Genomic DNA, 24,810 nt, shown 5'->3' with positions numbered 1-24,810 from the left:
GTTTATAGTCTTGTCATTATTTTTTTAACAGTCAAGTCTTTCCATTCAGAAAATGTTCCCTCCTCTATTTTAGTCCTGGCCTCATTCATTAACCAAAGGTAAAAAGTAAGATTTTGCAAAGTTGCAATCTGGGCACCTAAAATTTCTTTGGAAGCCACCAAATGTCGAAGATATGCTTTGCTGTAATAATTTTTCAGAAAAGAAGGCAAACCGGGATCAATTTCAGAAAAGTCACTTTTCCATTTCTCATTTTTTATATTGATAATCCCTTCTGTTGTAAAAATCATCCCATTTCTGGCATTTCTGGTAGGCATTACGCAATCAAACATATCGATTCCCAAAGCTATAGATTCAAGCAGATTTGCTGGAGTTCCAACTCCCATCAGATACCTTGGTTTTTCCCATGGAAGTACGGAGCAGACAATTTCTGTCATTTCGTACATAATTTCTGCAGGCTCACCCACAGAAAGGCCACCTATTGCATTTCCCTCACGATTAAAAGAAGCTATTTTCTCTGCAGAAGCCAACCTCAGATCTTTAAAGCAACTTCCCTGAACAATTGGAAACAAAGTCTGGCCATATCCATACTTAGGTTCTGTGGAATCGAATCTATCACAACATCTTTTTAGCCAGCGATGTGTCATTTCCATGGATTTTCTGGCATATTTATATTCACAAGGATATGGTGTACATTCATCAAACGCCATGATAATATCCGCCCCAATGGTTCTTTGAATATCCATTACATTTTCAGGGGTAAAGGTATGCTTGCTACCATCTATGTGGGAAGCAAAAGTTACCCCTTCTTCCTTAATTTTTCTTGTACCCGATAGCGAATATACCTGGTACCCTCCACTATCAGTTAAGATAGGTCTGTTCCAGCCATTGAATTTATGAATCCCTCCAGCCTGTGATAATACATCTAATCCAGGACGCAGATACAAGTGATAGGTGTTTCCTAATATGATCTGTGCGTTGATATCACTTTCCAGTTCTCGTTGATGGATACTTTTAACTGTTCCGGCAGTTCCCACAGGCATAAAAATTGGAGTTTTAATTTCTCCATGGTCTGTCTGGATTGTCCCCGTTCTTGCCTTACTTTTTTTGTCTGTTGATTGTATTTTAAATACCATTCTTGCTAATTCAATTCCACAAAAATATCGTAATTCTTATTAATTTTAATTTTTAATTTTTGCCTGATGGGGATTCTAACAGTTTTATTTATATTATTTACAATCATTCAGGCGGTTTATATCCTTTTTGTATTTTCCCGACTTTGGTTTTATAAAGAAATTTCAGGGAATGTTAAATCATTAAAAGTCAGTGTAATTATTTGTGCGAGAAATGAAAAAGATAATTTAAAAAAATTAATCCCAAATCTTTTAGCTCAAAAACATCCTGATTTTGAAGTAATTCTGGTTAATGATCGATCGGAAGACGGTACTCAGGAATTTATTGAAAAACAATTTCTCCAAGATTCAAAGTTCAGATTCTTAAATGTATATTCTTTGCCCGAGGGCTGGAATGGAAAAAAATATGCTTTAAAACAAGGAATCGATCTTGCAGGTGGAGAAATCATCCTTCTTACGGATGCCGATTGTCTTCCTGCTTCAGAATTTTGGATTAAAACAGTTGCGGAAAAATTTACCTCAGAGATTTCACTAGTTCTTGGTTATTCCCCCTATTCGAAAGAAAATACTTTTTTGAATAAAATAATTCGCTTTGAAACCGTTAATACAGCAATGCAATACTTCTCTCTGTCATTAACCGGGATGACATATATGGGAGTCGGCAGAAACCTTGCTTACCGCAAAAAGACCCTTATGCAATCCAATTCTTTAGACAGGTATTGCAGCATACAAGGAGGTGATGATGATCTTACAGTGCAGGAAATTTCAAAGTATTCAAAAACAGCAATCATAACTAAAAAATGCAGTCAGACTATTTCAATACCAAAAAATACTTATAGACAATGGTTTAAACAAAAACTACGGCATTTGTCTGTAGGAAAACTTTATACTCTAAAAAGCAAACTAATTTTAGGGATATTCGTAATGGCCAATTTAGGATTTTATGCTAGCTTTTTGTTAATGGTTTATCTTGAAAGTATTCATCAAATTATTATAATTGTATTTATTTTGAGAACTTTGTTGATAATTTCTAATTTTGTGTTGATAACTAGAAAGCTAAAAGATTCCCTAGCATGGTATTGGTTCCCCATTTTAGATTTCTTTTATTATCTAAATTATCTTTTGGTTGGCATATCTGCCTTATTTTCAAGAAAAATTAAATGGATTTAAGTAATAAGCAATTTTCAGAAAAGGCTAAAAAAGATTTTCAACTTATAGAGCTGGCCAAGGAGCGTGGAGATGAAAAAGCCTACGCAGAATTAATGCAAAGGTATAAAAAGCCGGTTTACCATATGATTTTAAAAATGGTAAGAAATGTTGATGATGCCGAAGATCTTACCATTGAAGCATTTGCTAAAGCATTTAAAAATCTGAAAAAATTCAATCCTGAGTTTACATTCAGTACATGGCTTTTCCGAATTGCTACCAATAACTGTATCGATTTTATCCGGAAGAAAAAGCTTGATACCTTTAGTATCAGCAATACTTTCAAAGATGACAATGGAGATAATGTTGATATTGACATAAAAGATGCCAGCCTAAACCCTCAGGAAGAGGCTATCAAATCTGAGAAAGTTGAAATCATTCAGACTATAGTAACAAAACTTCCTCCAAAGTATCAGGTATTAGTAAAGTTGAGATATTTCAATGAGCTTTCCTATGAAGAAATTGCTGCTGAAATAGATGCACCTCTTGGAACTGTAAAAGCTCAACTGCACAGGGCAAGAGAATTGCTCTATGATCTGGTTAAAAACAGAAAAGACGCTATCTAAACCTTTGGATTTAATCAAAAAATATTTTCCAGAATTATCTTCGGATCAAATTACCAAATTTGAAAAACTAGAAGATTTATATAAAGAATGGAATCAAAAGATCAATGTTATTTCCCGTAAAGACATTGATCTTTTGTATGAACGTCATATATTACACTCTTTGGCTATTGCCAAAGTCATTCAATTTAAACCTCAGACAACTGTTTTGGATATTGGCACCGGAGGAGGATTCCCAGGAATTCCCCTAGCTATTTACTTCCCTGAAACTGATTTCTTACTGGTGGATTCGATTGGTAAAAAGATAAAAGTTGTAGAAGAAGTAAGCTCCGGGGTTGGTTTGCATAACCTTAAAGCGAGACAGGCAAGAGCCGAGCAAATTCCTGAAAAATTTGATTTTGTTGTGAGTAGAGCCGTAACAACTCTTGATGAAATCGGGAAATGGGCAAAAGGTAAATACCTGAAAGGCGGTTTTAATGATCTTGATAATGGTCTTCTTTACCTGAAAGGTGGCGATCTTACTGAAGAATTGAAAAATATTAAATCCTTTCGGGTTCGTGATATAAGTGAATTCTTTGAAGAAGAATTCTTCGAAACGAAAAAAGTAGTATATGTGCCTGCTACAGGATGGAAATAAAAATAAAAAAAGCCCCTCTTCGGGGCTTTTTTATTTTAGTATCTGTAAGAATCAGATTTAAACGGTCCTTCCACTGCCACGCCAATATATTTAGCCTGATCAGGAGAAAGAACATCCAGTTCAACACCGATTTTTTCAAGGTGGAGACTGGCAACTTTTTCATCCAGGTGCTTAGGCAAAGTATAAACCTTATTTTCATACTTTGAAGAATTCTGCCAAAGTTCAAGCTGAGCCAGAGTCTGGTTCGTGAAAGAGTTAGACATTACAAAAGATGGGTGCCCTGTTGCACAACCAAGATTTACAAGTCTTCCTTCCGCAAGTACAATAACATCTTTACCTTTTATAGTATATTTATCTACCTGAGGTTTGATAGTATCCTTTGTAGCACCATAGTTTTTGTTTAACCAAGCCATGTCAATTTCATTGTCAAAATGACCAATGTTACAAACGATAGCTTTGTCTTTCATCGACTCGAAATGTCTTCCGACAATGATATCTTTATTTCCTGTTGCAGTAACAACAATATCTGCTCTTTTTACTGCATCATCCATTTTCTTTACTTCGAAACCGTCCATAGCAGCCTGAAGAGCACAGATTGGATCTATTTCAGTAACAATAACTCTTGCTCCTGCACCTCTTAAAGACAGAGCTGAGCCTTTTCCTACATCACCATAACCAGCAACTACGGCAACCTTACCAGCCATCATAATGTCTGTTGCTCTTCTGATTGAATCTACCAGAGACTCTTTACAGCCATATTTATTGTCGAATTTAGACTTTGTTACAGAATCATTAATGTTAATAGCAGGAAGAGGAAGTGTTCCATTTTTCACTCGCTCATGTAATCTCAAAACTCCAGTAGTAGTTTCTTCAGAAATTCCTCTGATATCTTTAACTAGCTCAGGATATTTGTCTAATACCATATTAGTCAAATCTCCACCATCATCAAGGATCATATTAAGAGGTTTTCTGTCTTCACCAAAAAACAAAGTCTGCTCTATACACCAATCAAATTCCTCTTCGTTCATGCCTTTCCAAGCATAAACAGAAATTCCAGCAGCAGCAATGGCGGCAGCAGCATGATCTTGTGTAGAAAAAATATTACAAGATGACCAGGTAACTTCTGCACCTAATTCAATAAGAGTTTCGATAAGGACAGCAGTCTGAATTGTCATATGAAGACACCCTGCAACTCTAGCGCCTTTTAATGGTTTGGAAGGGCCAAATTCTTTTCTTATAGACATTAAACCTGGCATTTCAGCTTCCGCCAGTTTTATTTCTTTTCTTCCCCATTCAGCAAGGGCAATGTCTTTAACTTTGTATTTAATATACGTCTCAACCATTTGATCGCAAAAGTTTAAAATTAAGTATAGATTTATCTTTTCACTTCAGCAAATATACCCAGTCGGTTTATTAAATTCAACGAAATCAGCTCATTTATCCTTAATATTAAGAAACTCAACCTCTTTAAATTGAAATGAGTGTATATCATCATTTTCTTTGATTAAAAGCTGACCTATTTCATCTATCCCAATGATCATCCCTTTAAAAACACTTTCTTTTGTCTTATAAAAACTTATTTCACCAGCCTTGTATAAATTATCAATGTATCTGTTTTTCAGACTTTCCACTCCTCCGTTTCTTAACTTCAAATAATTTTTTTCCAGGATTATGAGAAATTCATTTAAGAGAACGTTCCGATCAAATTCTTTGAGGAGAACTTTGGCTAAAGAAGTGGCCCTGCCCTCCGAAAATTCAATCTGATTGATATTGATGCCAATTCCCACTATTGAAGTTTCAATCTTTGAAGATTTAATAAAATTTTGTATTAAAATTCCGCAAATTTTCTTATCCTCAAAAAAAATATCGTTGGGCCATTTCACTTTGATCTTTTTTCCCAGATAAGTTGTTAAAAACTCAGATACGGCAAGTGAAATTGTCATATTCAGCTGAAACTGTTCTGTAGGAGAAAGAAAAGAAGGTTTTAAAATGATTGAAAACATCAGATTTTTTCCTTCTTGAGATTCCCAAGAATTACCCCTTTGCCCCTTTCCTGCTGTCTGGAAATTTGCAATGATCGTCGTTCCTTCCGTAATATTCGGACTTTGAACCATTTCTGCAGCAATTTCATTAGTTGAATGACAAGATGGCAGATAAATCAAAGGTTTTCCGATAAAAAGCGTGTTGGCTGTAATATTGTACAAGGTATTTCTATATTTGTAGATGAACTAAGAATCAAAATTAATTTTAAATTAAGAGTGAAAGAAAAAATAGTTAAAGAAAAAGAAGATCTGAAAGACCTGATAGTATCAGGAATGAAGGAAAAAAAGGCTACTAACATAACAATAATAGATTTAAAAAGTATTAAGAATGCAGTGGCAGATTATTTTATTCTCTGTACAGGTGGTTCTGATACACAAATTGATGCAATAGCAGACTCAATAGAAGAAGAAGTTTATAAAGGAATAGCTCAAAATCCATGGCGCAAGGAGGGTAAAACCAACAAAGAGTGGATACTTCTGGATTACGTTCAGGTGGTAGCACACGTTTTTAAGCGCGACAGAAGACAATTTTATGGACTCGAAGAACTTTGGGGAGACGCTAAAATCATTAATATTGAAGATTAATTTAATTTTTTTATAATAAGCAAAATGACTGATAATAAATCCAAGAAGAAGATCATTCCAAAATCACCACAAAAACCAAATTATCAGATATGGGTTATAATTATCCTCCTGTTGCTGGTATTTGGTATTACCTACTTTAACAAAAACAATTCTGTCATTGAAATTGACAAGAAGAAGTTTGAAGACATGTACCTAAGCCATGATGTAAAAAAGGTAGTGGTAGTAAACGGAAAATATGTAGAGGTATATCTTAAAGATACAGCTCTTGAGAATGAGAAGTATAAAGATAAGTTTGCTCAGAGGGGGCCGTTTGCCCTTACACAGGGACCTCATTTTCAATTCCAGATAAGTTCTGCTGAAAAATTTGAAGAAGATTTGGACAAACTTGCGAGCAAAGTACCTAAAGATCAAAGAGCTGCTTATGAAGTTGACAATGATAGATCTGACTTTTCTACCTTCCTTGTAAACTGGGGATTACTATTTCTTATACTACTGGGATTCTGGTTCCTTATGAGAAGAATGACCTCAGGAGGTCCTGGCGGTCAGATTTTCAATATTGGAAAATCTAAAGCGGCATTATTTGATGCAGAGAATAAAGTAAAAATCACTTTCGCTGATGTGGCCGGCCTGGAAGAAGGTAAAGAAGAAGTAAAAGAAATTGTAGACTTCCTTAAAAATCCTACGAAGTTTACTAAACTTGGAGGTAAAATTCCTAAAGGAGCACTTTTGATAGGCCCTCCCGGGACAGGTAAAACTTTACTTGCTAAAGCAGTTGCAGGAGAAGCGGGTGTACCATTCTTCTCTCTTTCAGGTTCTGACTTTGTAGAAATGTTTGTGGGAGTCGGAGCGGCAAGGGTTCGTGACTTATTTAAGCAAGCCAAGGAAAAAGCACCTTGTATCATTTTCATAGATGAAATAGATGCTATAGGACGTTCGAGAGGCAGAGGCCAGATTCCCGGAGCTAATGATGAGAGAGAAAACACTCTTAACTCACTACTTGTAGAAATGGATGGATTTTCTACTGATTCAGGAGTAATCATACTTGCAGCTACAAACAGACCTGACGTTCTTGACTCTGCTCTTCTTAGACCAGGACGTTTTGACAGACAAATAAGCATTGACAAACCAGATATTGTCGGAAGAGAACAAATTTTCAATGTTCATTTAAAACCATTGAAACTGTCAAAGGAGCTTGATGCTAAAAAACTGGCAGCACAAACTCCCGGATTTGCAGGAGCTGAAATAGCAAACGTCTGTAACGAAGCAGCTTTAATTGCAGCAAGAAAAGATAAGCAGGAGATTGATATGAATGATTTTCAAGATGCTATTGACCGTGTCATAGGTGGTCTTGAAAAGAAAAACAAAATTATTTCTCCGGAAGAGAAAAAGATCGTTGCATATCATGAAGCTGGCCATGCAGTTGCTGGCTGGTTCCTGGAACATGCAGATCCTTTGGTAAAAGTAAGTATAGTACCAAGAGGTATTGCTGCTCTTGGATATGCCCAATACCTGCCAAAAGAGCAGTTTCTTTACACTACAGAGCAGTTGTTTGACGAAATGTGCATGACGCTTGGTGGAAGAGCTGCTGAAGAAATTGTTTTCGGAAAAATTTCTACCGGAGCATTAAGTGACCTTGAACGAATCACTAAAATGGCTTACAGCATGGTAACCATGTACGGTATGAATAATAAAATCGGAAATATTTCATTTTATGATTCAAAACAAAGTGAATATTCTTTTAACAAGCCTTATTCAGAAGCTACCGCAGAAACAATTGACCAGGAAGTAAGGACAATTATTCAGGAAGCATACGATAGAACTAAACAACTTCTTTCGGATAAAAGAAATGAACTTGAGTTAATTGCTCAGGAACTCTTAAAAAGAGAAATCATTTTCCAGACTGATCTTGAAGTGTTAATCGGAAAAAGGCCATTTGAAAGAGAAACAACTTACCAGGCATACACGAATAGAAAAGTATCTGGCGATGGTAATGTTGACCTGAATACAAATGCCTTGAAAAATCTTGAAGATGAACACAAAGCAAAGATTTCAGAGCAGGAAAAAAAGAAAGAATCAGAATCTCAGTCTGAAAAGGTAAGACAAGAAGAAGAGGGAGATCAGCCAAATAATTAATGGGATTCAATTTATCAAAAGACAAAATTTTTAATAAAATCAGGAGTGCGAGTTCTACCGTTCAGGGAGCAGCTCGCACTCCTGATTTTTCCTCCCCTATTTATTGCATCGATAAATCTGAAGATGCGGAAATATCATTTGCTGAAAAATTTACGAAAGCAGGAGGTACATTTGTCTACTGCGAATCAACCGTTCATTTTCAGAACGCATTCATTAAATTTATAAAGCAGAAAAAAAACTGTGCTTCTTATAGTGCTGAAACACTTATCAGTGAAATGGCAGGAGATTTTGGGATAAAGTGCAAGAATAAAATTGATAAACTTTCAGATAATAATCTATTTATATCAACTTGCGAGTCATTGCTAGCAGATTCGGGGAGTATAATAGTTTCTTCCAACCAACAACAAATTCAATCTCCAATATACTTTCATTCTAACATTCATATTATCATTGCATTTGTTGACCAGGTCTTACTTTCCCGCAGTGATGGAATCCGACATCTGGAAGAAAAGTATCAGAAAAATTTACCATCTTTAATCTCAATTTTAACAGGATCAAAATCTTCTTCAAATACAGAGCAACCGCCAAAAGAAGTTGTTTTGTTTTTAATTGATGAAACAGGTAATTAATTCACTTCCCCCCGGGAAAAAAATATTTTTCGCTTCTGATTTCCATCTTGGCGTGCCAACTGCAGAGGAAAGCCTTCTCCGTGAAAAAAAAATCGTAGCCTGGCTGGAATCTATCAAAAATGATGCTCAGGCAATTTACTTGCTGGGTGATTTATTCGATTTCTGGTTTGAATACAAGCATGCAATTCCCAAAGGATTTATCAGGCTTCAGGGCAAACTGGCAGAATTATCAGATGCTGGCATTCCGATTTATATTTTTACTGGAAACCATGACATGTGGATATTTAATTACTTCACTGAAGAATTAAATATTCCGGTTTACAGAAATCCAATAGAAATAAGTGTGGCAGGCAAAGAATTTCTGATAGGACATGGAGATGCCTTGGGACCTGGTGAAAGAACTTTTAAATTGCTCAGAAAATTCTTTGACAATCCCATTTGTCAATTTCTTTTTAGTTGGATCCATCCAGATATTGGTATAGGACTTGCAAACTATTTTTCTAAAAACAGTCGAAACAAAACTCGTAAACATGGAGAGGAGTTTCTGGGCGATAAAGAATTTCTTTACCAATATTGCCTAGAACAGGAGAAGCTTAAACACAGAGATTATTACATTTTCGGCCACAGACATCTGAAACTTGAGATGAAAGTGGGACCTGATTCCGTTTATGTCAATATTGGAGACTGGATTAATTACTATACCTATGCAGAATTTGATGGAAATAAACTTGAGCTTAAAGAATTCAGGAATTAAATTTTTTATTTCCTCAATCCTCCTTTTCCTTTCTCTCCAAAATTCATTTGCACAAGAAAATGATCTCAAATTTTTAAAATCTGTAAAAATCAACAGTACTGTAAAAAAAGTCTCTATAGATACATATTTCAATTTTTATACAGCTGATGCCAATGGTAACATTAGTAAATTTGATTCGGAAGGAAATTTTTTGTTAACCTTTTCTCCTCAGAAAAAAAGTAATGTTACTTTGCTGGAAGCATGGAGAAATGTGAACATCTTTGTATTCTACAGAAACTTTCAACAGTTCCTGTTTCTAAACAGGTTCCTGACACCCTCTCCTAATACAGATTTAAATGAAGAACTAGTTGGCTTTGCCAGAATAGCTGCCCCTTCGTCTGACAATAATATTTGGCTTGTGGACGAGACGGACTTTTCTTTGAAAAAATATAATCTGACTTATCATAAACTTGATATCAGAAATCCTCTTGAGCTAATTCTGAATCCTCAGAATTATGACTTAACCTTTCTAAGAGAGTACCAGAATTTATTGTTTATTAATGATAAAAACTCGGGAATTCTAATTTTTGATAACATGGGTAATCTCAAAGAAAGAATTCAAGTACAAGGATTAGATTATTTCAGTTTCATCAAAAACAATCTTTATTATATTAAAGACAACAAACTTGTTATTCTTGATCTTTATACCAAAAATGCAAGAGAAATAGAACTGCCGACCGGAACGAATTACAATTTTGCTCTTTTGAGCGACCAAAAGGCCTTCTTATTTGATCAGGAATCTGTTCACATTTTTTCTTTCTCCCTTCCCTAGAGAACCAGTATAACTCATTAATTATCACCACACAATAATTTTTCAAAAAACATTTCCTGAGAATCACAACTTAATTTTATAAAAGGAGGTATGTGATGAGAAGGGTATTTTATAGCATAATAATTTTTTCCCTGGTATTGGGATCCTGCAGTAGCAAAGGTAGATTTAAAGGCAGATCCTATATGAATACCAAAGGGGTAAACAAGGGAAATATTTCTGCCAGTCCTTCAACAAAAAAAGAAGAAGCCGAAGAAAGCAATGTTGATTCAGATGGTTATGCATACAGCTTTTCGAGAACTAGAATAAATTTTCAGGGAGCTTCGGGAATGGGTATGGGAGGAAGCTATGCATCTACCTATTTCGCTGGTGAAGACAAGAAAATGGCTGCAGAAAAAAAGAAACATCCTTCAAAGCCTTCCCCATCAGTCCAAAAATCTTATACTGACACTACTGCATATATAGAACAAAGTTATCCTGAGCCGGACACTGCATATAGCAGCAACAAACACTCTGATACAAGCTCATATAAGCAGGAATGGCAGCAATATAACTGGTAAAAATTATGAAAAAGATTTCAATAGCTCTTTCATTGGTAGTGGTAATTTTCGGGTTTGGCTGTAAAAGCCAGGCCAATAGCGAAAGTTATAACATCAATACTGAGCGGGAATTGCCTGCAGGCGCATCCCAAAACACGGAATACAATTATAATAGCGCAAGTCCCGAAGCCGAAAATGGTCCTATTGAAGGACAACAGGGGGCACACGGTACCAATGCATGGTTTTTCAATGGGAGAACTAAAGAATAAAATCAAAATAACAATACAATGAAAAGAATTTTCAATTCGGGATTGTTAATGATTGCAGTGAGTATAATGTTTTCTTGTGGCAGAGATTATGAAACCGTTGATGCTGCATTTAAAGACACATTAACGATAAATGGAGTACCCAACAAAGTACTTCAGGACAAAGATCCCGCAAATCTTGTAAATACAAAACCGTCTGCTCCCGGAGCAGCTGAGTCTGACACAAAGAACGCAGACGCTCAGGCTAGTGAGAGTGGGAGTGACAGTACAGATCAAAAATGAAAGTATAACTATTCTGGTATTTGACTCAGCTCAACATACCAGAATAGTTTTAAAACAATATTTTATTTTAGAGGTAATTTTTATTAAAATGATATTGCTCTTTCTTATTAATGAGATTTATTAAATAAATTGGTTAATAGACATTTTTAAAGCAAATTGTACTGAACTAACAATTTTAGGTAAATTAATATGATGGTGAGAAATAGCATTTTGTTTTTGGCTTTAGCACTCCTTGCCTCATTTTTTAACAGTCTGTATTCAGGAACATTAAAGATGGAGCAGACTCAATATGAAGTCAAAAAGGAGTATAAAAAAGCAGACTATATTTCTAAATATGACAGCCTTTTGAAAGAGTTCGGGCAAAACAAAATATTGCCTCAAGGCTATGAACTGCAGGCTTTGATAGCCCTATCTCATTTTCCAGAACTGAAAGGAGTAAAAATTAAATTTGTCATGAAGCCAGCTTATATTCCTCTCACCTCACAGCCCAATCTCTGGACAGTTTTAAGAAAAACAGACCGAAGAGAATATTTGGTCATTATTAGCAGTCAAAGTAGTCCTATCATGGATAATATAATTCTGAAAAGTCTATCTTTTAATGCTCAAATAGGCGTTATCGGACATGAACTGGCGCACACTGCTTTTTATATCAATAAAAGTGGAGAAGAATTGGCATCTGTGGCCTTAGATTATATCTTTCCTAATACTAGATCTCAGTTTGAAAAAGATACTGATCGCAGGACCATAAGACATGGTTTAGGTTGGCAACTTTATGAATATGCTGCTTATGTAAGAAGCCTTCCCGAAATGGAAGGTGATAATGACTGGATTGACCAGTATTACCTGAGTCCTCAAAAAATACTGGAATACATGGCATTGTTACCTGAATATTCTCTTAACCAATAAACCGCCACAACTTAAAGTTACCGTCTTTGCTGCTCAAGAAAAGATTGCAATATAATAGTAGCGCTGATTTTGTCTATATTTCCTTTTTCTCTCCTGTCTTTTTTTTTCATTCCTCCTGCAATCATAGCGTTCAAAGCCATGGAGCTTGTAAATCTTTCATCAATAAAATGAATAGGAATCGAGGGTAACATTTTGATCAGTTTCTCTGAAAAAGCCTTTACATACTTCGCATTTTCAGAGTCATTATTATCTAAAGTTTTTGGCATACCCACTACGAAGGCTTCAACATCCTCCTTGCTGCAATATGCTTTTAAAAAATCCAGGACTTTAGATTCGTCAATTGTATCCAGGGCTGTTGCAATAATTTTTAATGGATCCGTTACAGCCAATCCAACCCGCTTTCTTCCATAATCTATAGCTAGTATTCTACCCATAATTTAAATTAATTTAATATTCATAAACCCAAATGTCGGCCCAATTACGATTTACCTCCGGATTATGATGAAAAGCTGTTACTTTTTTTGGATTCCGTTTTAAAAGATAGGGCCCTGTCCCTATTGTTATAACTTTTCCCATTTTTATGCCACCTATCTTTTCTTTATCCAACTCTACACTATAAAATTTCCCTTTCACCTTTTGAGCCTCAAGATAGAAGTTTATCGACTGAACTGAAACCAGATTTAAGGAATCATTTTTATCGCCTTCTATTTCATCCACATACATTTTTGCCTGAGCAAGAGCAGTTGGATTCATATGCTGAACAACAAGATAAATTGTAAAACTGATATTTGTAATGAGAAATACCAGAACCATTAATTTAGCTGAGAGATAGTTATAATTTACAATAAAATATATAATACCGTAAGAAATCGTAATCAGAAAAAAAGGGACAAGAGGCAATACATCTACTGAGCCATGATATTGATTTGGAAAGAGAATAGCCCAGATTATATATACTCCGAATGTACCGGAAATCACATAGTTTTTAGCTCTTGGATAGTCAAAGCTTAACAATATGATGATTCCAAAAAAAGTGCAGAAAAGAATTCCAATTGAAATGATGAGTGTAAACGGACTTTTATCAATCCAAAAACCTCCAAGACCATCGGCCCACAGATTTTCTAAAAAATTAAAGACCTGAGAAACTTTGAAATTCGTTAATCCTGATAAAATATAATTTTTTATGTGATCAACCGAAAGACTGAGGAACTCTGTCCATCCGGTAGCAATAATAACAGGTATAAGCCATAGAACAACTCCAAGTAAAAAATACGCTATACAAGACAGGAATTTTTTGTTACTAATAAAAGCATACAAAAGTGGAACAATCAGAAATGGCAGGTATGTTAATTTTATACCCAAAATCAGGCCGGCAACAAAACATCCTTTATAAACCTGTTTTATTTGATAGTGATCCGGGACAAGGTAATAGAAACAAGCCATCAGACCAGAAACGGCCAACACATCAGGAAGATACCTGTTACTGGTAAGCCAGATAGCCTGACTAAAGAATATTAACAAAGCTGTAAGGCCTCCTTCTAAAGAAACCAGAGGAACCTGAAGAACGTTTAGTGTAAAATATATCAGCAAAAAAAGTCCAACCCCTCCAATCATGGAAAATGCCACAGGCAAGTTACCTGAGATGAAATATACTCCCTTTGTAATTGCAACAAACAAAGGTGCTCCGACATAATCAGTATGGTGAAGCGCCCAATCGAATTCCATTACATTTAGTGCATAACGAAGATTTTCTACATCTTCCACATAATAAAGTGACGTTAGAATCCTGCTAATCAGGCACAGCAAAAGAAGGATAATATTTGGAATGTAAATTCTCAAAAATAAAAATATTATTTATTATTATTTTACAATTTTTCCCAAAACTAAGCAAATTAAATACATCATTTATGCCGATAAGTATAAATTATTTGCAGATTAACAGAAATAAAAACAAGCTTAACATAGTTAAATCAAAGTGCTTCATGGAAATAACCTTTCTATTCATATGGAGGAAATAAAAGAGGAATGCTCCAAAAGGATGTATGAAATTCATTTTAATAAATTTACTATCATCCTTTTTTTTAATCCAGCTTTCTATTCTATATATTAACCTTTACAATCATCAGTTTGATAATAGTAGGGAGAAAGAATTAACAAACTGTAAGAATTTATGAATTGATTATCTTAAATTATAACTTTACAAGCGATAATTGGTTATAGAATGTACAACAAATAGTTAAATTTTTTTAAACGTGACTCAAAAAACAAATCCTAGAAAATACTACAAATTCCCAATTTTTCTGGCACTAGCTGTGATTTGCGGAATCTTCATCGGTGCTGTTATGAACAGCGATGGAAGTAAGAATAATATTACCCAGAGCTTTAAAAGGTATTATGAAATTCTAAATTATGTGGAAAATGACTATGTTGATACTGTCAACATGGATGAGCTGGTAGATTTTTCCATTGTAAAAATGTTGGAAAAACTTGATCCACATACTGCTTATATTCCTAAAAAAGACATTGACATTGCAAGATCTCAATTAGAAGGTGACTTTGAAGGGATTGGTATTGAATTTAATATTATTAAAGACACTATATATGTTGTTGCCCCTATAAGTGGAGGACCATCTGAAGCTGTAGGACTGATGGCCGGAGACAAAATAGTAAAGGTTGATGATAAATCTGTTGCCGGGGCAGGTATCACCAATGGAGATGTATTCAGTAAACTTAGAGGACCAAAAGGGACTAAAGTAAAGGTTACTATTATAAGAAAGAATGCTAAAAAACCTCTGGATTTTGTTATCACACGTGATAAAATACCTACTTACTCTGTAGATGTATCTTATATGGTAGACCAGACAACTGGTTACATCAAAGTCAGTAGATTTTCTGCCAATACCTATACAGAATTCAAACAAGCGCTCAGTGGCTTAAAAGCCAAAGGCATGAAACAACTGATTATAGATTTGAAAGATAACCCTGGTGGTTACATGGACAGGGCTACGAGAATTGTTGATGAACTGTTGGATGATAGAAAACTGATTGTTTATACTGATGGAAAAGATCCACGTTACGATTCAAGGATCGAAGCTTACATGAATGGTGATTTTGAAAAAGGTCCTGTTATTGTATTGATAAATGAAGGAAGTGCCTCCGCGTCAGAGATTGTTTCCGGCGCTTTGCAGGACAATGACAGAGCTCTGATTGTAGGTAGAAGATCATTTGGAAAAGGTTTGGTTCAGATGCCTATCCCACTTAGTGACGGATCTGAATTAAGACTGACAATATCAAGATATTATACTCCAAGTGGCAGAAGTATTCAGAAGCCATATGATAAAAATAATTCTGATGACTACAGCTCTGACCTCCTGAAAAGATATCAGCATGGAGAATTTTTCCACGCAGATAGCATTAAGTTTAATGACTCTTTAAAATATAAAACTACGAAAGGTAGATACGTGTATGGAGGTGGAGGTATCATGCCTGACATCTTTGTACCAAGAGATACCACCGCATTTACAACCTATCTTGTAGAACTGTTTAACAAGAATATTATCAGAGAATACACTCTTGATTACTATTCAAACAATAAAGAGGAGCTTCAGAAAATGACTTTTGAAGAGTTTAAAAAATCATTCGCGGTTACTGATAAAATGCTGAAAGAAGTTGTTGACCTTGCTACAAGATCAGGAGTGAAATACAAAGAAGCAGACTTTAACAAATCAAAGAGCATGCTTCGTAATAATATCAAGGCATATATCGGAAGAAGCGTTTGGGGCAATAGCGGATTTTATCCGATCATAAACGAAACCGATGAGATTTACCTCTCTGCATTGAAGCAATGGGATAAGGCAAAAGAAATCGAATCCGGAAAGAAGAAGAAATAATGTTTAAAGCTGAAAGTTAAAAGCTTAAAGTAAAAAATAAAGAGGGGCCGGTAAATCGGCCCTTTTTGCTTTGAATTATATAAGATTCTGGATCAGAGGAAACGGTTGACTTTATTTTAAAGCAACCTTTTCCCTTTTAAGTATTACTTTTATTGTAACTTCTGGCTAACTGAATCAATATTTAAAATTCTGGTTCAAACCCTCTATCCTGATAAAGTATTGAAATGATCTGCTGAGCCAGGTATTTCACCCTTCGGCTGCTGGTATTATTTAGAATAATAATACAGTTATTATCCTTTGTAAATCTGATAATACAGGTATTCGCTCCTCTCCAATGACCAAAATGATAGACTATATCAGGTTCATTTTTTACCTTTCTCCAGCCAAAACCATAGTTAATTCTCTTACCATTTGTCAACACTGAATAATCAAATGCTTTTTTTATTGTAGAATCAGCCACCAGAATATTTTTTGCCAGGGCGCGATCCCATTTGAACAAATCAATGGTAGAGGAATAAATTCCTTTTTCTCCAACCATCCCATTCCGCAGATCATTCTCATCAGAACTATGCCCTCCCCTGTAAGGACCATATATTCTAACTCTATTCTTTATTTTTCCTTCATCATTAATATTATATACGAAAGAGTGCCTCATTCCTAATGTCTTAAAAATTCTTTTTTCTATAAATGATTCATAAGACTGATTCGACACTCTTTCTATTATCTCTGCGAGAAGAACATAGTTACTGTTGTTGTAAGAAAATCTGCTACCAGGTTTGAATTGAGCAGGTGGATGAAAGTTTTTATAGATATATATCAAATCTTTGTTTTTAGCGATCTCACAGCTATCCCAATAACAGAAAAAATTAGGAAGATAATTGAGAATGTTTGGGATTCCGGAACTATGATTTAGCAGATTTCTGATTTTAATATCCTTATACGGAATTTCAGGAAGGTATTTTTGAATGTCATCATCAAAAGAAATTTTCTTTTCTTCGCTCAACATCAGGATCCCCATAGCTGTGAATTGTTTTGATACAGATGCGAGGTGAAAAGAAGCGCTATCTGAAAGAGGAGTTTTTTTCTTCCAATCAGAAAATCCATAATAATTATCATAGATGATCTTTCCGTCTTCTGAAACCAGGACACACCCGTTAAACTGTTTTGTACGCCCTAGTTTTTGAACAAGGTCTTCTATTTTAGCTGATTTAGTTTTTTGAGAATTAGAAAGATTTCCTTTAAGAGAATAATAATTCTCAACCAACTTTACATTATTAGAAATATCACTTTTTTTATTTAAAAAGGACAATTGCCCTTCCGACCCTTTGGAATCACACCCCCCAAAAAATAATATAACTAACAGTAAATAAAGTAGTTTTATCATAAATATTTTATCCCATTAACAAAACCCCTAAAAATCCGTATATGATTTTGCTTTTATTGGTTCTCTTTTAAGAAATATTTAACCAAAACGGTTTAATTTGGTTTTTAATTCAAATTACGTTATTAAAAATTGATTATTATTACTAATTTTAAACTGGAAAAGAATTTTCAGTTTTTTGATCTTTAAGACAAAATGAAATCAAGGAAAAAACTTTACATTTTTACAATATTTTGTTTATTGTTTTCCCATGTGGGTTTCTCTCAGGCAAAGCGCAATAAACTGGTAAACAGATCAGGATATCTGATGCAAGAGAAGCTTAGCGTTACAGCCCAGCTGGGACTTTCATCTTACTATGGAGATTTATGCGATAAATTTGATTGCATGCAATTCCGCCCCAACTTTGGAATTGGCATGGCTTATAGATTTAATCCAAACATCTATGGAAGAGCTGAGATAAATTATGTAAGGTTGGCATCCAACGATGTACACGAAAACAGGAATCTGGATTTCAGATCGGGAAACCTGGAAGCGTATGTTGCAGGAGTTTATGACTATTATCCTTATACCAAACATTTCAGACGTAGAAAACTTATTAATCCTTATGCCTTCTTAGGAGTTGGAATAACATATTTCAATCCTCATGGCTCTCTGAACGGACAATGGTATAAACTCAGACCGCTTCATACAGAAGGGAAATCTTATAGCCCGGTTACTGCAATCATTCCAGTTGGTTTCGGTTTCAGAATCAAGTATACCAGACAATTGGAGTTTATGGTAGAGGGTGGCTACAGATTTACCTTCACTGATTATCTGGATGATGTAAGCTCCTACAAATTCCTTGATGATAGTCAGTTTTCCGATCCTGTAGCCAGAGATATCTCTAATAAAATTAAAACGGGTAACACTGAGAACTACCAACGAGGGAATCCTAAAAGAAATGATGGATACTTTGTGTTTCAGGTAAAAGCAAGATACACCTTTGTAACCAATATCAATAACTTCAGAGGCAGAAGTCCAAGATTCTTGAGAAAGACATACTAGTTAACTAATTGTAATTATTATAAAAAAGCCTCCGAAAATTATATCGGGGGCTTTTTTTATGTATTGCTTTCATTTAATCTTAAAATCTATTGCTTCTTACTTTTTCGAACATTTTCTCCAATTGAGAGTTACTCGCTCTTTATTAAATAACTAATCAAGACAATTTTTAATAAACTTTATGAGCGATTACCAGGATTTTAATTGGAGTCCATCAGAAGCATACTCCACAAATTACATTTTACCTAAGATTATCGAGCTTCTTGATAAAAAAAAGAACAAATGCATATTAGATCTTGGCTGCGGTAATGGTTTGATGACAAAAGCTATTCTAGAAATGGGATATGATATTTATGGAATTGATGCGTCAGAAACTGTTATAAACATTGCTTCAAAGAGCCATCCAAACAGGTTTTTTCTTCAGGATATTTCAGACAAAAATCTTCCCGTTGAAATTATAGATAAAAAATTTGATACAATTATCTCTACTGAAGTGATTGAACATATCTATAATCCATATCAATATTTAGCCTTTTGTTCTAAGATATTTGAAAATAATCGACATGAAGGCCAATTAATTCTTTCTACTCCTTATCATGGCTACCTAAAAAATTTGGCATTGGCTGTATCAGGAAAAATGGATTTTCATTATCATCCTTTAAGCGTAGGCGGACATATTAAATTCTGGTCAAAAAACACATTAGGCAAATTACTCACCGAATGTGGTTATGAAGTAAAAAATTTTCAAGGAGCTGGCCGTCTTCCTTATTTATGGAAATCAATGATTGTTGTAGGTGAACGAAACAAGAAATCTTGATATTTCTGGAGGAATTCTTAAAAGTCATAATAAAAATTCTGAAGATTTGTAGAAAAGCCGATTGAATAATAATGTGTCTTGTTATTCCAATCTCCATAACCTGTTATTGTTCTGTTGACATAACTTAAGGTTAGTCTCATATTGGTTTTCGGATTGATCAGATAACCTGCTTTAAGCTCCAGATAATGTAGATTATTTCTTGGTCCTTGTGCCGGATGTTTAGCATAAGGAAATGTATAATTCACACCATTATACACCCCTCCATAATCAGGGATGAAAATATTCTTACCATAACTCACATTCCCAGTATCCACCCCATATTGAGCATAGATATATTTTAACTCAGTAAAAAATCTTTTATATCGGTAATCTACAATTCCCACAAGCTCTTTAAAGTTGGCTCCAAGAGGATGTGCGAGAGCCTGATTATAATGGCTGTAATTCTGCTCTATAGTCCGATGAGAATAGGTATATGGCATTACAACATTATATTCACCTTGTAATGCCAGGTTCTTAATGTTGAAGGGATCAAATATCCTTGTTCCCAACTGATAACCATATTTTTGCTGATACCTGTAATTTTTATTCCTAAATTCATTCAGCTTAAAGTCATCTAAAATAAACTGTCCGTACAAATACCACTTACTGTTTATCTTATATTTCAGATTCAGCCCCATTAATGCATTATCTGAACTTCCTTGTGAAAATTCAACGGACCTGTAAAATATGATCGGATTAAGATAAGCTACATCATACCCTCTTTTGAAGGTTGAATCTCCTCCTGGCCATATTATACTTTCAAATAACCCGACAGTCAGTGACTTTCCTATATTAATACTGAGATAATGAAATGTCCCGAATTTCTTGGGATATCCAGTACCTTTTCCATTTACAACCAGTTGACTCCCCCTTATGTCCTGGAATTGAGTAAAAAGGTTCACATATTTAATCTTCCAGACAGATGTAGTGACTTTCAGGAATGGGTAAGTAAATGAATTATCCGAAAGCAGCAGAGACCTGTAACCATCTCCAATAAAATTCTTTCCCTGCCCAAACTGAAAATTAAAATACCTGCTCGGCGTGTAGGTTACCCAACCATAGGCCATATTATAGTCATATGCTCTGGTCAGTTCTTCAGGTTTAAATGGTTTTGATTCTCCCTGGCCCGGTACTACTTTATATTCAGTAATGAAAGTATCTATATAAGGTGAAAAAGTTGCCTGGTTTTCATAAAAGGATGTATAAAATGACACCTTCTTTCCTATTGACCCGAATGCCTGAAAGCCTCGTGTATTAGTATGAACTTTTTTTCCGGAAACTGTTTCTCTCCCTATATCTACATTTAACAATGGATCCACATGAAGGACCAATCCGGCTGTGTCTACATTTATCAGATGCCTGTTCAGTAAATTATCAGCAATGCGGCCAACAAGTCTTTTTCTTGATATATTAAACTGTCTAAAATCATAAAGAGAGTCTGTATTGATAAGGGTATCAAGTTCTGCAGAATTGTATGGTTTTATTGCAGTATGGAATTCAATTTTCTTGGGGGCTAATGCTCTGTCATATGGAAGCAAAAACTCTCTGTTGAGAGGCAAAAAATCTTGTGCATGCAACTGCCCTGCAAAAAAAACAAATACAAGCAGGAATCTCAAATAGTTTATATCCGATTTATTTGGCATTTTCTTCGCCTCTTATCATATTAAACACTGTGAGAAAGATTATTTGAAGATCTAGTAACAAACTCCAGTTTTCTATATACCATACATCATACTTTACTCTCCTGATCATCTTTCTCGGGTCCTCTGTCTGTCCTCTTAAGCCGCTTACTTGAGCCCAACCTGTAATACCAGGTTTCACAAGATGTCTTACCATAAAACGGTCTACAATTTTGGAATATTCCTGAGTATGTTTAAGCATGTGAGGTCTTGGGCCTACAACAGACATATTACCTATAAGAACATTAAAAAACTGAGGCAACTCATCAAGGTTGGTTTTCCTCATAAACTTTCCGATTTTGGTAACACGTGGGTCCTCAGCTGTTGCTTGTTTTGAATCAGCTTCCTGATTTACCTTCATAGATCGAAACTTATAGCACGGGAATACCTGATTGTCTTTTCCCGATCGCTTCTGAATAAAGAAAATTGGCCCCTTTGAGCTAAGTTTAATCAGTATTACAAATAGAGGAAACAACCATGAAAAGAGGAATACAATTACAAATAGCGAAAAGAGAATATCAAATGTTCTTTTAACAATTCTATTGAGGACATTTTCCAAAGGCTCTTTTCTGATAGTCAAAATTGGTACAGAACTATAGAACTCCAGATTTACCTTTTTGCTCAGAAACCCCCTGAAATCAGGTACTATTTTAAATCTAATTAAATTGTTATCAGAAAACTCAGCTAATTCTCTTATTAGCTTAGATGAATTCAGAGGAAGTGCGCAAAATATTTCGTCTATTTTAAATCGTTTGGCGACAATTGGTAAATCACTTACCTTACCTATGATCAGATTTTTATGCAGGCATTTATCAGGATTATCATCCAAAAAACCGAGAAATCTGTATCCGGAAGAATTCTCAGATCTGAAATAATTGAGCATGGAATTACCCGCAGATCCTGCTCCGATAATAATGACATGTCTGAAGTTTGCGCCTTTTCTCCTATACCTCTTCAGCAAATAATAAAAACCAAGTCTCCAGAATACCATTCCGACAATGCAAATGGCATATGAAAGCAATAGGTGACTCCGGGAATAATAGTATCCATGAATTATGGCAATGAAAGAGAAAATTGTAAGCGCATGAAGGACAAGCGCCTTGAACATGTTCCACAAAATCCTTTCTATTCTTGTAAATCGTTCAATATCATATATCCTTAGCAAAAGGACAATGACCAACCAGAGAAGATTCAGGAGTATAGTTAGAAATACGAAATGATCATTATACCCCAAATAAGAACGTAATTTGAGATAAAGGTAAGATCCCAGAAATCCTGCATTTAGAATTGCCAGATCCCCCAATAAACTTATTAACTTTAAAAACCTACTGTAACCTTTTCTCATTTTGAGCTGCTTGCTCGTTTTAGACTATACTAATCAGGGGCGAAGATAAAACAAAATTCTTTACGAAAGACCTGAAATTACGTTTTGAAACTCTCCCAATACCTTATCTTTATTCAAGTATCTTAATGCATATTTTCTTGCATTTTCCTTTTTCAGGACATTTTCTGAAGGGGAATCTATAGCTTTTTCCACTATTCTGATCAAATCTTCTATATCCTCTGGCTCTGCCAGCCATCCGGCATTTGTCTCTGCAATCATTCTATGAAGAGAGGAATTGTCCACAGCCGTTACAATTGCACATCCTCCCGCAGAAAGTATGGATAATAGCTTAGAAGGCAACAATAAATCCGATGCAGCTTTTTTCTGTAATACAAGATGAAAATCTGCTATAGCAAGAAATGAAGATAGTTTTTCATAAGGCTGAAGAGGAAGGAAAGTTACATTCTTCAGATTACCTGATTCAGTTTCTCTCATCAGCCTTTCTTTTGCCGCTCCTTCTCCCGCCAGGACTATTTTCACTTCTGGTCTAAATGCAAATTTCAGTGCCATCGGGATTACAGCTTCCAGCCCTTGCTTTTCCCCCATATTTCCGGAATACAGGATAATAATATCATTGTCTCCAAACCCTAATTCCTTGCGCATGGAATCCTGCTTTGACATAGGTTTGATAAAATCAGTATCCACCCAGTTTGGTAGCATAATATATTTCTCCTCCGAAATTCCCTTCGCCAAAATCTTCTTTTTCATTCCTTCACTAATGGAAGAAACGTAATCCGCCTTTCTCAGAAAAAAGCATTCTATTTGATCTAGAATATTTAATAAACGGTTATTTTTTATAAGTCCAAGATCTCTTGCAGCGTCTACCTGAAGATCCTGTATATGAAATACCCATTTTGTCTTATGAAATCTTGAGTACAGATATGGCCAGACACCTATTATCAACGGAGGATAAGGAGATACAACAAGGTCATACCTCTTAAACATTGAATTGAGCCACCATATTGCAGAAGATACTAAAAAAGAAAATTCATGCGCAATCCTCGTCGCACCTGTTACTTTTTCCGGAACATAAAAAACAGTTCTTCTGACTTTTACATTGTTGATTGTTTCAGTAAACCACCATCTGCCTTGATAAGCTTTTCTGATTTTCCATTCCGGATAATAGGGCATAGAAGTGATCACCTCCACATCGTGACCTTTCTCTGCCAGCCACTCACACATTTCTCCTGTATATTTACCTATACCTGTTAGCTCAGGCGCATAATTTATTCCAAAAACTAAAATTCTCATTAATCTTTCAATTCTGGTATAATTTCACTCCTCAAAATGAGGAGAATCAAGTTATTTAACTCAAATATTCTAACGTGCAAGTTGCCGATTCATTTATCAATATCCAAAATTTTACTTTATCAGAATCTTAAGACATTGACTTGTCCCCAACCACTAATCTTAAATTAATTAGGAGCATTGAAAACACTGGAATCATTTAAAAAATCCATAGAACTTGAAAAATCGTTATTATATTCAAAAAGTATGATGGCACGATCATACTTTTGATTTTCATTTGACATCAGCAAGAATGTCATTTCGTCTTTTAATTTTTCGCAATGGGTTTCCGGCATAAACATACCCGCCTTCAATATTCTTAAATACTGAACTTCTGGCTCCAACCACTGCCCCTCTTCCTACTGTGACTCCTGGAGCAATAAATACATCTGATGCAATCCAGGCTTCATCTTCAACAATAATCTCTTTCGCAAAAATATCAAATGTAGTTTTTTCAAAATCATGAGAGCCGGTACACAGATATGATTTCTGAGAAATTACAGTATTGCTTCCAATACTGATGTCTCCCAGACTATACAGTACAACATGATCTCCTATCCAGGAATAATCGCCAATACTTACTTTCCAGGGATAAGTTGTTTTTACTGAAGGTCTGATGATTACTCCTTTCCCTACTTTTGCGCCAAAGAGTCTGAGCAGAAAACGTCTCCAGCCATATAAAATCTGAGGAGAAGGGTTGAAAAATAATGCTTCAACAATCCACCAAAGCTGAACGATAACACCTGATTTACCTCGGAAATTATGGGGAACAGAAAAGGTATTTAAATGCTGATAATCTATATCCATCATTT

The 24,810-nt window shown here is 35.1% G+C and carries 25 protein-coding genes; 15 read left to right on the top strand and 10 right to left on the bottom strand.

The genetic code is table 11. The features are described 5' to 3' along the window. Positions 1 to 2 precede the first annotated feature (2 nt). Positions 3 to 1,133, bottom strand: coding sequence for a tRNA guanosine(34) transglycosylase Tgt (gene tgt, locus MYP_RS06325; RefSeq protein ID WP_045460079.1), 1,131 nt, complete (start codon positions 1,131 to 1,133; stop codon positions 3 to 5). A gap of 66 nt (positions 1,134 to 1,199) precedes the next feature. Here tgt and MYP_RS06320 point away from each other — a divergent pair, with 66 nt between their 5' ends. From MYP_RS06320 to rsmG, 3 genes are read left to right on the top strand one after another with little or no spacing between them, the layout of a single operon-like run. Further along, a complete protein-coding gene (locus MYP_RS06320; protein WP_045460077.1) occupies positions 1,200 to 2,300 on the top strand; it encodes a glycosyltransferase in 1,101 nt (366 codons plus the stop codon). After that, on the top strand, positions 2,291 to 2,902 hold the full coding sequence (locus MYP_RS06315) for an RNA polymerase sigma factor (protein WP_045460075.1): 612 nt from the start codon (positions 2,291 to 2,293) through the stop codon (positions 2,900 to 2,902). The genes MYP_RS06320 and MYP_RS06315 overlap by 10 nt, the downstream gene beginning before the upstream one ends. Next, entirely contained in the window at positions 2,868 to 3,536 is a 669-nt protein-coding gene (gene rsmG / locus MYP_RS06310) for a 16S rRNA (guanine(527)-N(7))-methyltransferase RsmG (RefSeq protein ID WP_081990414.1), read from the top strand. Before MYP_RS06315 ends, rsmG begins: the two co-directional genes overlap by 35 nt. A 35-nt stretch (positions 3,537 to 3,571) precedes the next feature. On the opposite strand, the gene ahcY is transcribed toward rsmG, so the two are convergent. Beyond that, positions 3,572 to 4,879, bottom strand: a complete 1,308-nt coding sequence (gene ahcY, locus MYP_RS06305; protein WP_045460073.1) for an adenosylhomocysteinase — start codon at positions 4,877 to 4,879, stop codon at positions 3,572 to 3,574. A 90-nt stretch (positions 4,880 to 4,969) separates the two neighbouring features. Further along, a complete protein-coding gene (locus MYP_RS06300; protein ID WP_045460070.1) occupies positions 4,970 to 5,740 on the bottom strand; it encodes a biotin--[acetyl-CoA-carboxylase] ligase in 771 nt (256 codons plus the stop codon). A 54-nt stretch (positions 5,741 to 5,794) separates the two neighbouring features. Here MYP_RS06300 and rsfS point away from each other — a divergent pair, with 54 nt between their 5' ends. From rsfS to MYP_RS24800, 9 genes are all read left to right on the top strand, one after another. Beyond that, on the top strand, positions 5,795 to 6,163 hold the full coding sequence (gene rsfS, locus MYP_RS26540; RefSeq protein ID WP_045460067.1) for a ribosome silencing factor: 369 nt from the start codon (positions 5,795 to 5,797) through the stop codon (positions 6,161 to 6,163). Between the two features lie 24 nt (positions 6,164 to 6,187). Next, positions 6,188 to 8,296, top strand: coding sequence for an ATP-dependent zinc metalloprotease FtsH (gene ftsH / locus MYP_RS06290; protein WP_045460063.1), 2,109 nt, complete (start codon positions 6,188 to 6,190; stop codon positions 8,294 to 8,296). Then, positions 8,296 to 8,925 carry an LUD domain-containing protein gene (locus MYP_RS06285; protein ID WP_045460060.1) on the top strand — a complete coding sequence of 210 codons (630 nt, stop codon included), beginning with the start codon at positions 8,296 to 8,298 and terminating at the stop codon, positions 8,923 to 8,925. The genes ftsH and MYP_RS06285 overlap by 1 nt, the downstream gene beginning before the upstream one ends. Next, the gene (locus MYP_RS06280) at positions 8,909 to 9,679 is read left to right on the top strand and encodes a UDP-2,3-diacylglucosamine diphosphatase (protein ID WP_045460056.1); all 771 of its coding nucleotides are present in this window, start codon (positions 8,909 to 8,911) and stop codon (positions 9,677 to 9,679) included. Before MYP_RS06285 ends, MYP_RS06280 begins: the two co-directional genes overlap by 17 nt. Then, complete coding sequence (locus MYP_RS06275; protein WP_197060021.1) at positions 9,642 to 10,490, top strand: hypothetical protein; 849 nt, start codon at positions 9,642 to 9,644, stop codon at positions 10,488 to 10,490. Before MYP_RS06280 ends, MYP_RS06275 begins: the two co-directional genes overlap by 38 nt. A gap of 95 nt (positions 10,491 to 10,585) precedes the next feature. After that, complete coding sequence (locus MYP_RS06270) at positions 10,586 to 11,047, top strand: hypothetical protein (protein ID WP_045460053.1); 462 nt, start codon at positions 10,586 to 10,588, stop codon at positions 11,045 to 11,047. 5 nt (positions 11,048 to 11,052) lie between these two features. Continuing rightward, positions 11,053 to 11,295, top strand: coding sequence for a hypothetical protein (locus MYP_RS06265; protein ID WP_045460049.1), 243 nt, complete (start codon positions 11,053 to 11,055; stop codon positions 11,293 to 11,295). Positions 11,296 to 11,313: 18 nt separating this feature from the next. Then, entirely contained in the window at positions 11,314 to 11,574 is a 261-nt protein-coding gene (locus MYP_RS06260) for a hypothetical protein (protein ID WP_156140361.1), read from the top strand. 189 nt (positions 11,575 to 11,763) lie between these two features. Next, positions 11,764 to 12,480, top strand: a complete 717-nt coding sequence (locus MYP_RS24800; protein ID WP_156140360.1) for a hypothetical protein — start codon at positions 11,764 to 11,766, stop codon at positions 12,478 to 12,480. 17 nt (positions 12,481 to 12,497) lie between these two features. Here the strand turns inward: MYP_RS24800 and ruvX are convergent, their stop codons facing one another. Next, entirely contained in the window at positions 12,498 to 12,914 is a 417-nt protein-coding gene (gene ruvX / locus MYP_RS06250) for a Holliday junction resolvase RuvX (protein WP_045460042.1), read from the bottom strand. A gap of 13 nt (positions 12,915 to 12,927) precedes the next feature. Next, positions 12,928 to 14,319, bottom strand: a complete 1,392-nt coding sequence (locus MYP_RS06245; protein WP_156140358.1) for a hypothetical protein — start codon at positions 14,317 to 14,319, stop codon at positions 12,928 to 12,930. Between the two features lie 413 nt (positions 14,320 to 14,732). Between MYP_RS06245 and MYP_RS06240 the strand changes: the two genes are divergently transcribed. Next, a complete protein-coding gene (locus tag MYP_RS06240) occupies positions 14,733 to 16,370 on the top strand; it encodes a S41 family peptidase (protein WP_052429989.1) in 1,638 nt (545 codons plus the stop codon). A gap of 181 nt (positions 16,371 to 16,551) precedes the next feature. Here the strand turns inward: MYP_RS06240 and MYP_RS06235 are convergent, their stop codons facing one another. Continuing rightward, positions 16,552 to 17,754 carry a serine hydrolase domain-containing protein gene (locus MYP_RS06235; RefSeq protein ID WP_052429988.1) on the bottom strand — a complete coding sequence of 401 codons (1,203 nt, stop codon included), beginning with the start codon at positions 17,752 to 17,754 and terminating at the stop codon, positions 16,552 to 16,554. Positions 17,755 to 17,946: 192 nt separating this feature from the next. Here MYP_RS06235 and MYP_RS06230 point away from each other — a divergent pair, with 192 nt between their 5' ends. Both MYP_RS06230 and MYP_RS06225 read left to right on the top strand, forming a co-directional pair. Continuing rightward, a complete protein-coding gene (locus MYP_RS06230) occupies positions 17,947 to 18,795 on the top strand; it encodes an outer membrane beta-barrel protein (protein ID WP_052429987.1) in 849 nt (282 codons plus the stop codon). 178 nt (positions 18,796 to 18,973) lie between these two features. Continuing rightward, complete coding sequence (locus MYP_RS06225; RefSeq protein WP_045460033.1) at positions 18,974 to 19,609, top strand: class I SAM-dependent methyltransferase; 636 nt, start codon at positions 18,974 to 18,976, stop codon at positions 19,607 to 19,609. 17 nt (positions 19,610 to 19,626) lie between these two features. Here MYP_RS06225 and MYP_RS06220 read toward each other — a convergent pair whose 3' ends face one another. The 4 genes from MYP_RS06220 to MYP_RS06205 all read right to left on the bottom strand — a co-directional run bounded on the left by MYP_RS06220 (position 19,627) and on the right by MYP_RS06205 (position 24,808). After that, a complete protein-coding gene (locus MYP_RS06220; protein WP_052429986.1) occupies positions 19,627 to 21,291 on the bottom strand; it encodes a hypothetical protein in 1,665 nt (554 codons plus the stop codon). Then, entirely contained in the window at positions 21,281 to 22,672 is a 1,392-nt protein-coding gene (locus MYP_RS06215) for an undecaprenyl-phosphate glucose phosphotransferase (RefSeq protein ID WP_045460029.1), read from the bottom strand. Before MYP_RS06215 ends, MYP_RS06220 begins: the two co-directional genes overlap by 11 nt. 60 nt (positions 22,673 to 22,732) lie before the next feature. Continuing rightward, a complete protein-coding gene (locus tag MYP_RS06210) occupies positions 22,733 to 23,962 on the bottom strand; it encodes a WcaI family glycosyltransferase (RefSeq protein WP_045460026.1) in 1,230 nt (409 codons plus the stop codon). Positions 23,963 to 24,232: 270 nt separating this feature from the next. Continuing rightward, a complete protein-coding gene (locus MYP_RS06205; protein ID WP_304627168.1) occupies positions 24,233 to 24,808 on the bottom strand; it encodes a putative colanic acid biosynthesis acetyltransferase in 576 nt (191 codons plus the stop codon). Positions 24,809 to 24,810: the final 2 nt, after the last annotated feature.

Source organism: Sporocytophaga myxococcoides (assembly GCF_000775915.1).
Classification (GTDB): domain Bacteria; phylum Bacteroidota; class Bacteroidia; order Cytophagales; family Cytophagaceae; genus Sporocytophaga; species Sporocytophaga myxococcoides_A.
Note: the sequence above shows the minus strand (reverse complement) of the source record. Positions and strands in the feature narration are given on the sequence as shown.

Bases quoted from the DNA above. Each gene is read 5' to 3' on its own strand.
- MYP_RS06260 (WP_156140361.1), top strand. From the start codon at position 11,314: ATGAAAAGAATTTTCAATTCGGGATTGTTAATGATTGCAGTGAGTATA.
- MYP_RS06270 (WP_045460053.1), top strand. From the start codon at position 10,586: ATGAGAAGGGTATTTTATAGCATAATAATTTTTTCCCTGGTATTGGGA.
- MYP_RS06235 (WP_052429988.1), bottom strand. From the start codon at position 17,754: ATGATAAAACTACTTTATTTACTGTTAGTTATATTATTTTTTGGGGGG.
- MYP_RS06280 (WP_045460056.1), top strand. From the start codon at position 8,909: ATGAAACAGGTAATTAATTCACTTCCCCCCGGGAAAAAAATATTTTTC.
- MYP_RS06220 (WP_052429986.1), bottom strand. From the start codon at position 21,291: ATGCCAAATAAATCGGATATAAACTATTTGAGATTCCTGCTTGTATTT.
- MYP_RS06225 (WP_045460033.1), top strand. From the start codon at position 18,974: ATGAGCGATTACCAGGATTTTAATTGGAGTCCATCAGAAGCATACTCC.
- ftsH (WP_045460063.1), top strand. From the start codon at position 6,188: ATGACTGATAATAAATCCAAGAAGAAGATCATTCCAAAATCACCACAA.
- MYP_RS06320 (WP_045460077.1), top strand. From the start codon at position 1,200: ATGGGGATTCTAACAGTTTTATTTATATTATTTACAATCATTCAGGCG.
- MYP_RS24800 (WP_156140360.1), top strand. From the start codon at position 11,764: ATGATGGTGAGAAATAGCATTTTGTTTTTGGCTTTAGCACTCCTTGCC.
- MYP_RS06205 (WP_304627168.1), bottom strand. From the start codon at position 24,808: ATGATGGATATAGATTATCAGCATTTAAATACCTTTTCTGTTCCCCAT.
- MYP_RS06210 (WP_045460026.1), bottom strand. From the start codon at position 23,962: ATGAGAATTTTAGTTTTTGGAATAAATTATGCGCCTGAGCTAACAGGT.
- MYP_RS06315 (WP_045460075.1), top strand. From the start codon at position 2,291: ATGGATTTAAGTAATAAGCAATTTTCAGAAAAGGCTAAAAAAGATTTT.
- tgt (WP_045460079.1), bottom strand. From the start codon at position 1,133: ATGGTATTTAAAATACAATCAACAGACAAAAAAAGTAAGGCAAGAACG.
- ruvX (WP_045460042.1), bottom strand. From the start codon at position 12,914: ATGGGTAGAATACTAGCTATAGATTATGGAAGAAAGCGGGTTGGATTG.
- MYP_RS06265 (WP_045460049.1), top strand. From the start codon at position 11,053: ATGAAAAAGATTTCAATAGCTCTTTCATTGGTAGTGGTAATTTTCGGG.
- rsmG (WP_081990414.1), top strand. From the start codon at position 2,868: ATGATCTGGTTAAAAACAGAAAAGACGCTATCTAAACCTTTGGATTTA.
- MYP_RS06275 (WP_197060021.1), top strand. From the start codon at position 9,642: ATGGAAATAAACTTGAGCTTAAAGAATTCAGGAATTAAATTTTTTATT.
- MYP_RS06285 (WP_045460060.1), top strand. From the start codon at position 8,296: ATGGGATTCAATTTATCAAAAGACAAAATTTTTAATAAAATCAGGAGT.
- ahcY (WP_045460073.1), bottom strand. From the start codon at position 4,879: ATGGTTGAGACGTATATTAAATACAAAGTTAAAGACATTGCCCTTGCT.
- MYP_RS06215 (WP_045460029.1), bottom strand. From the start codon at position 22,672: ATGAGAAAAGGTTACAGTAGGTTTTTAAAGTTAATAAGTTTATTGGGG.
- MYP_RS06230 (WP_052429987.1), top strand. From the start codon at position 17,947: ATGAAATCAAGGAAAAAACTTTACATTTTTACAATATTTTGTTTATTG.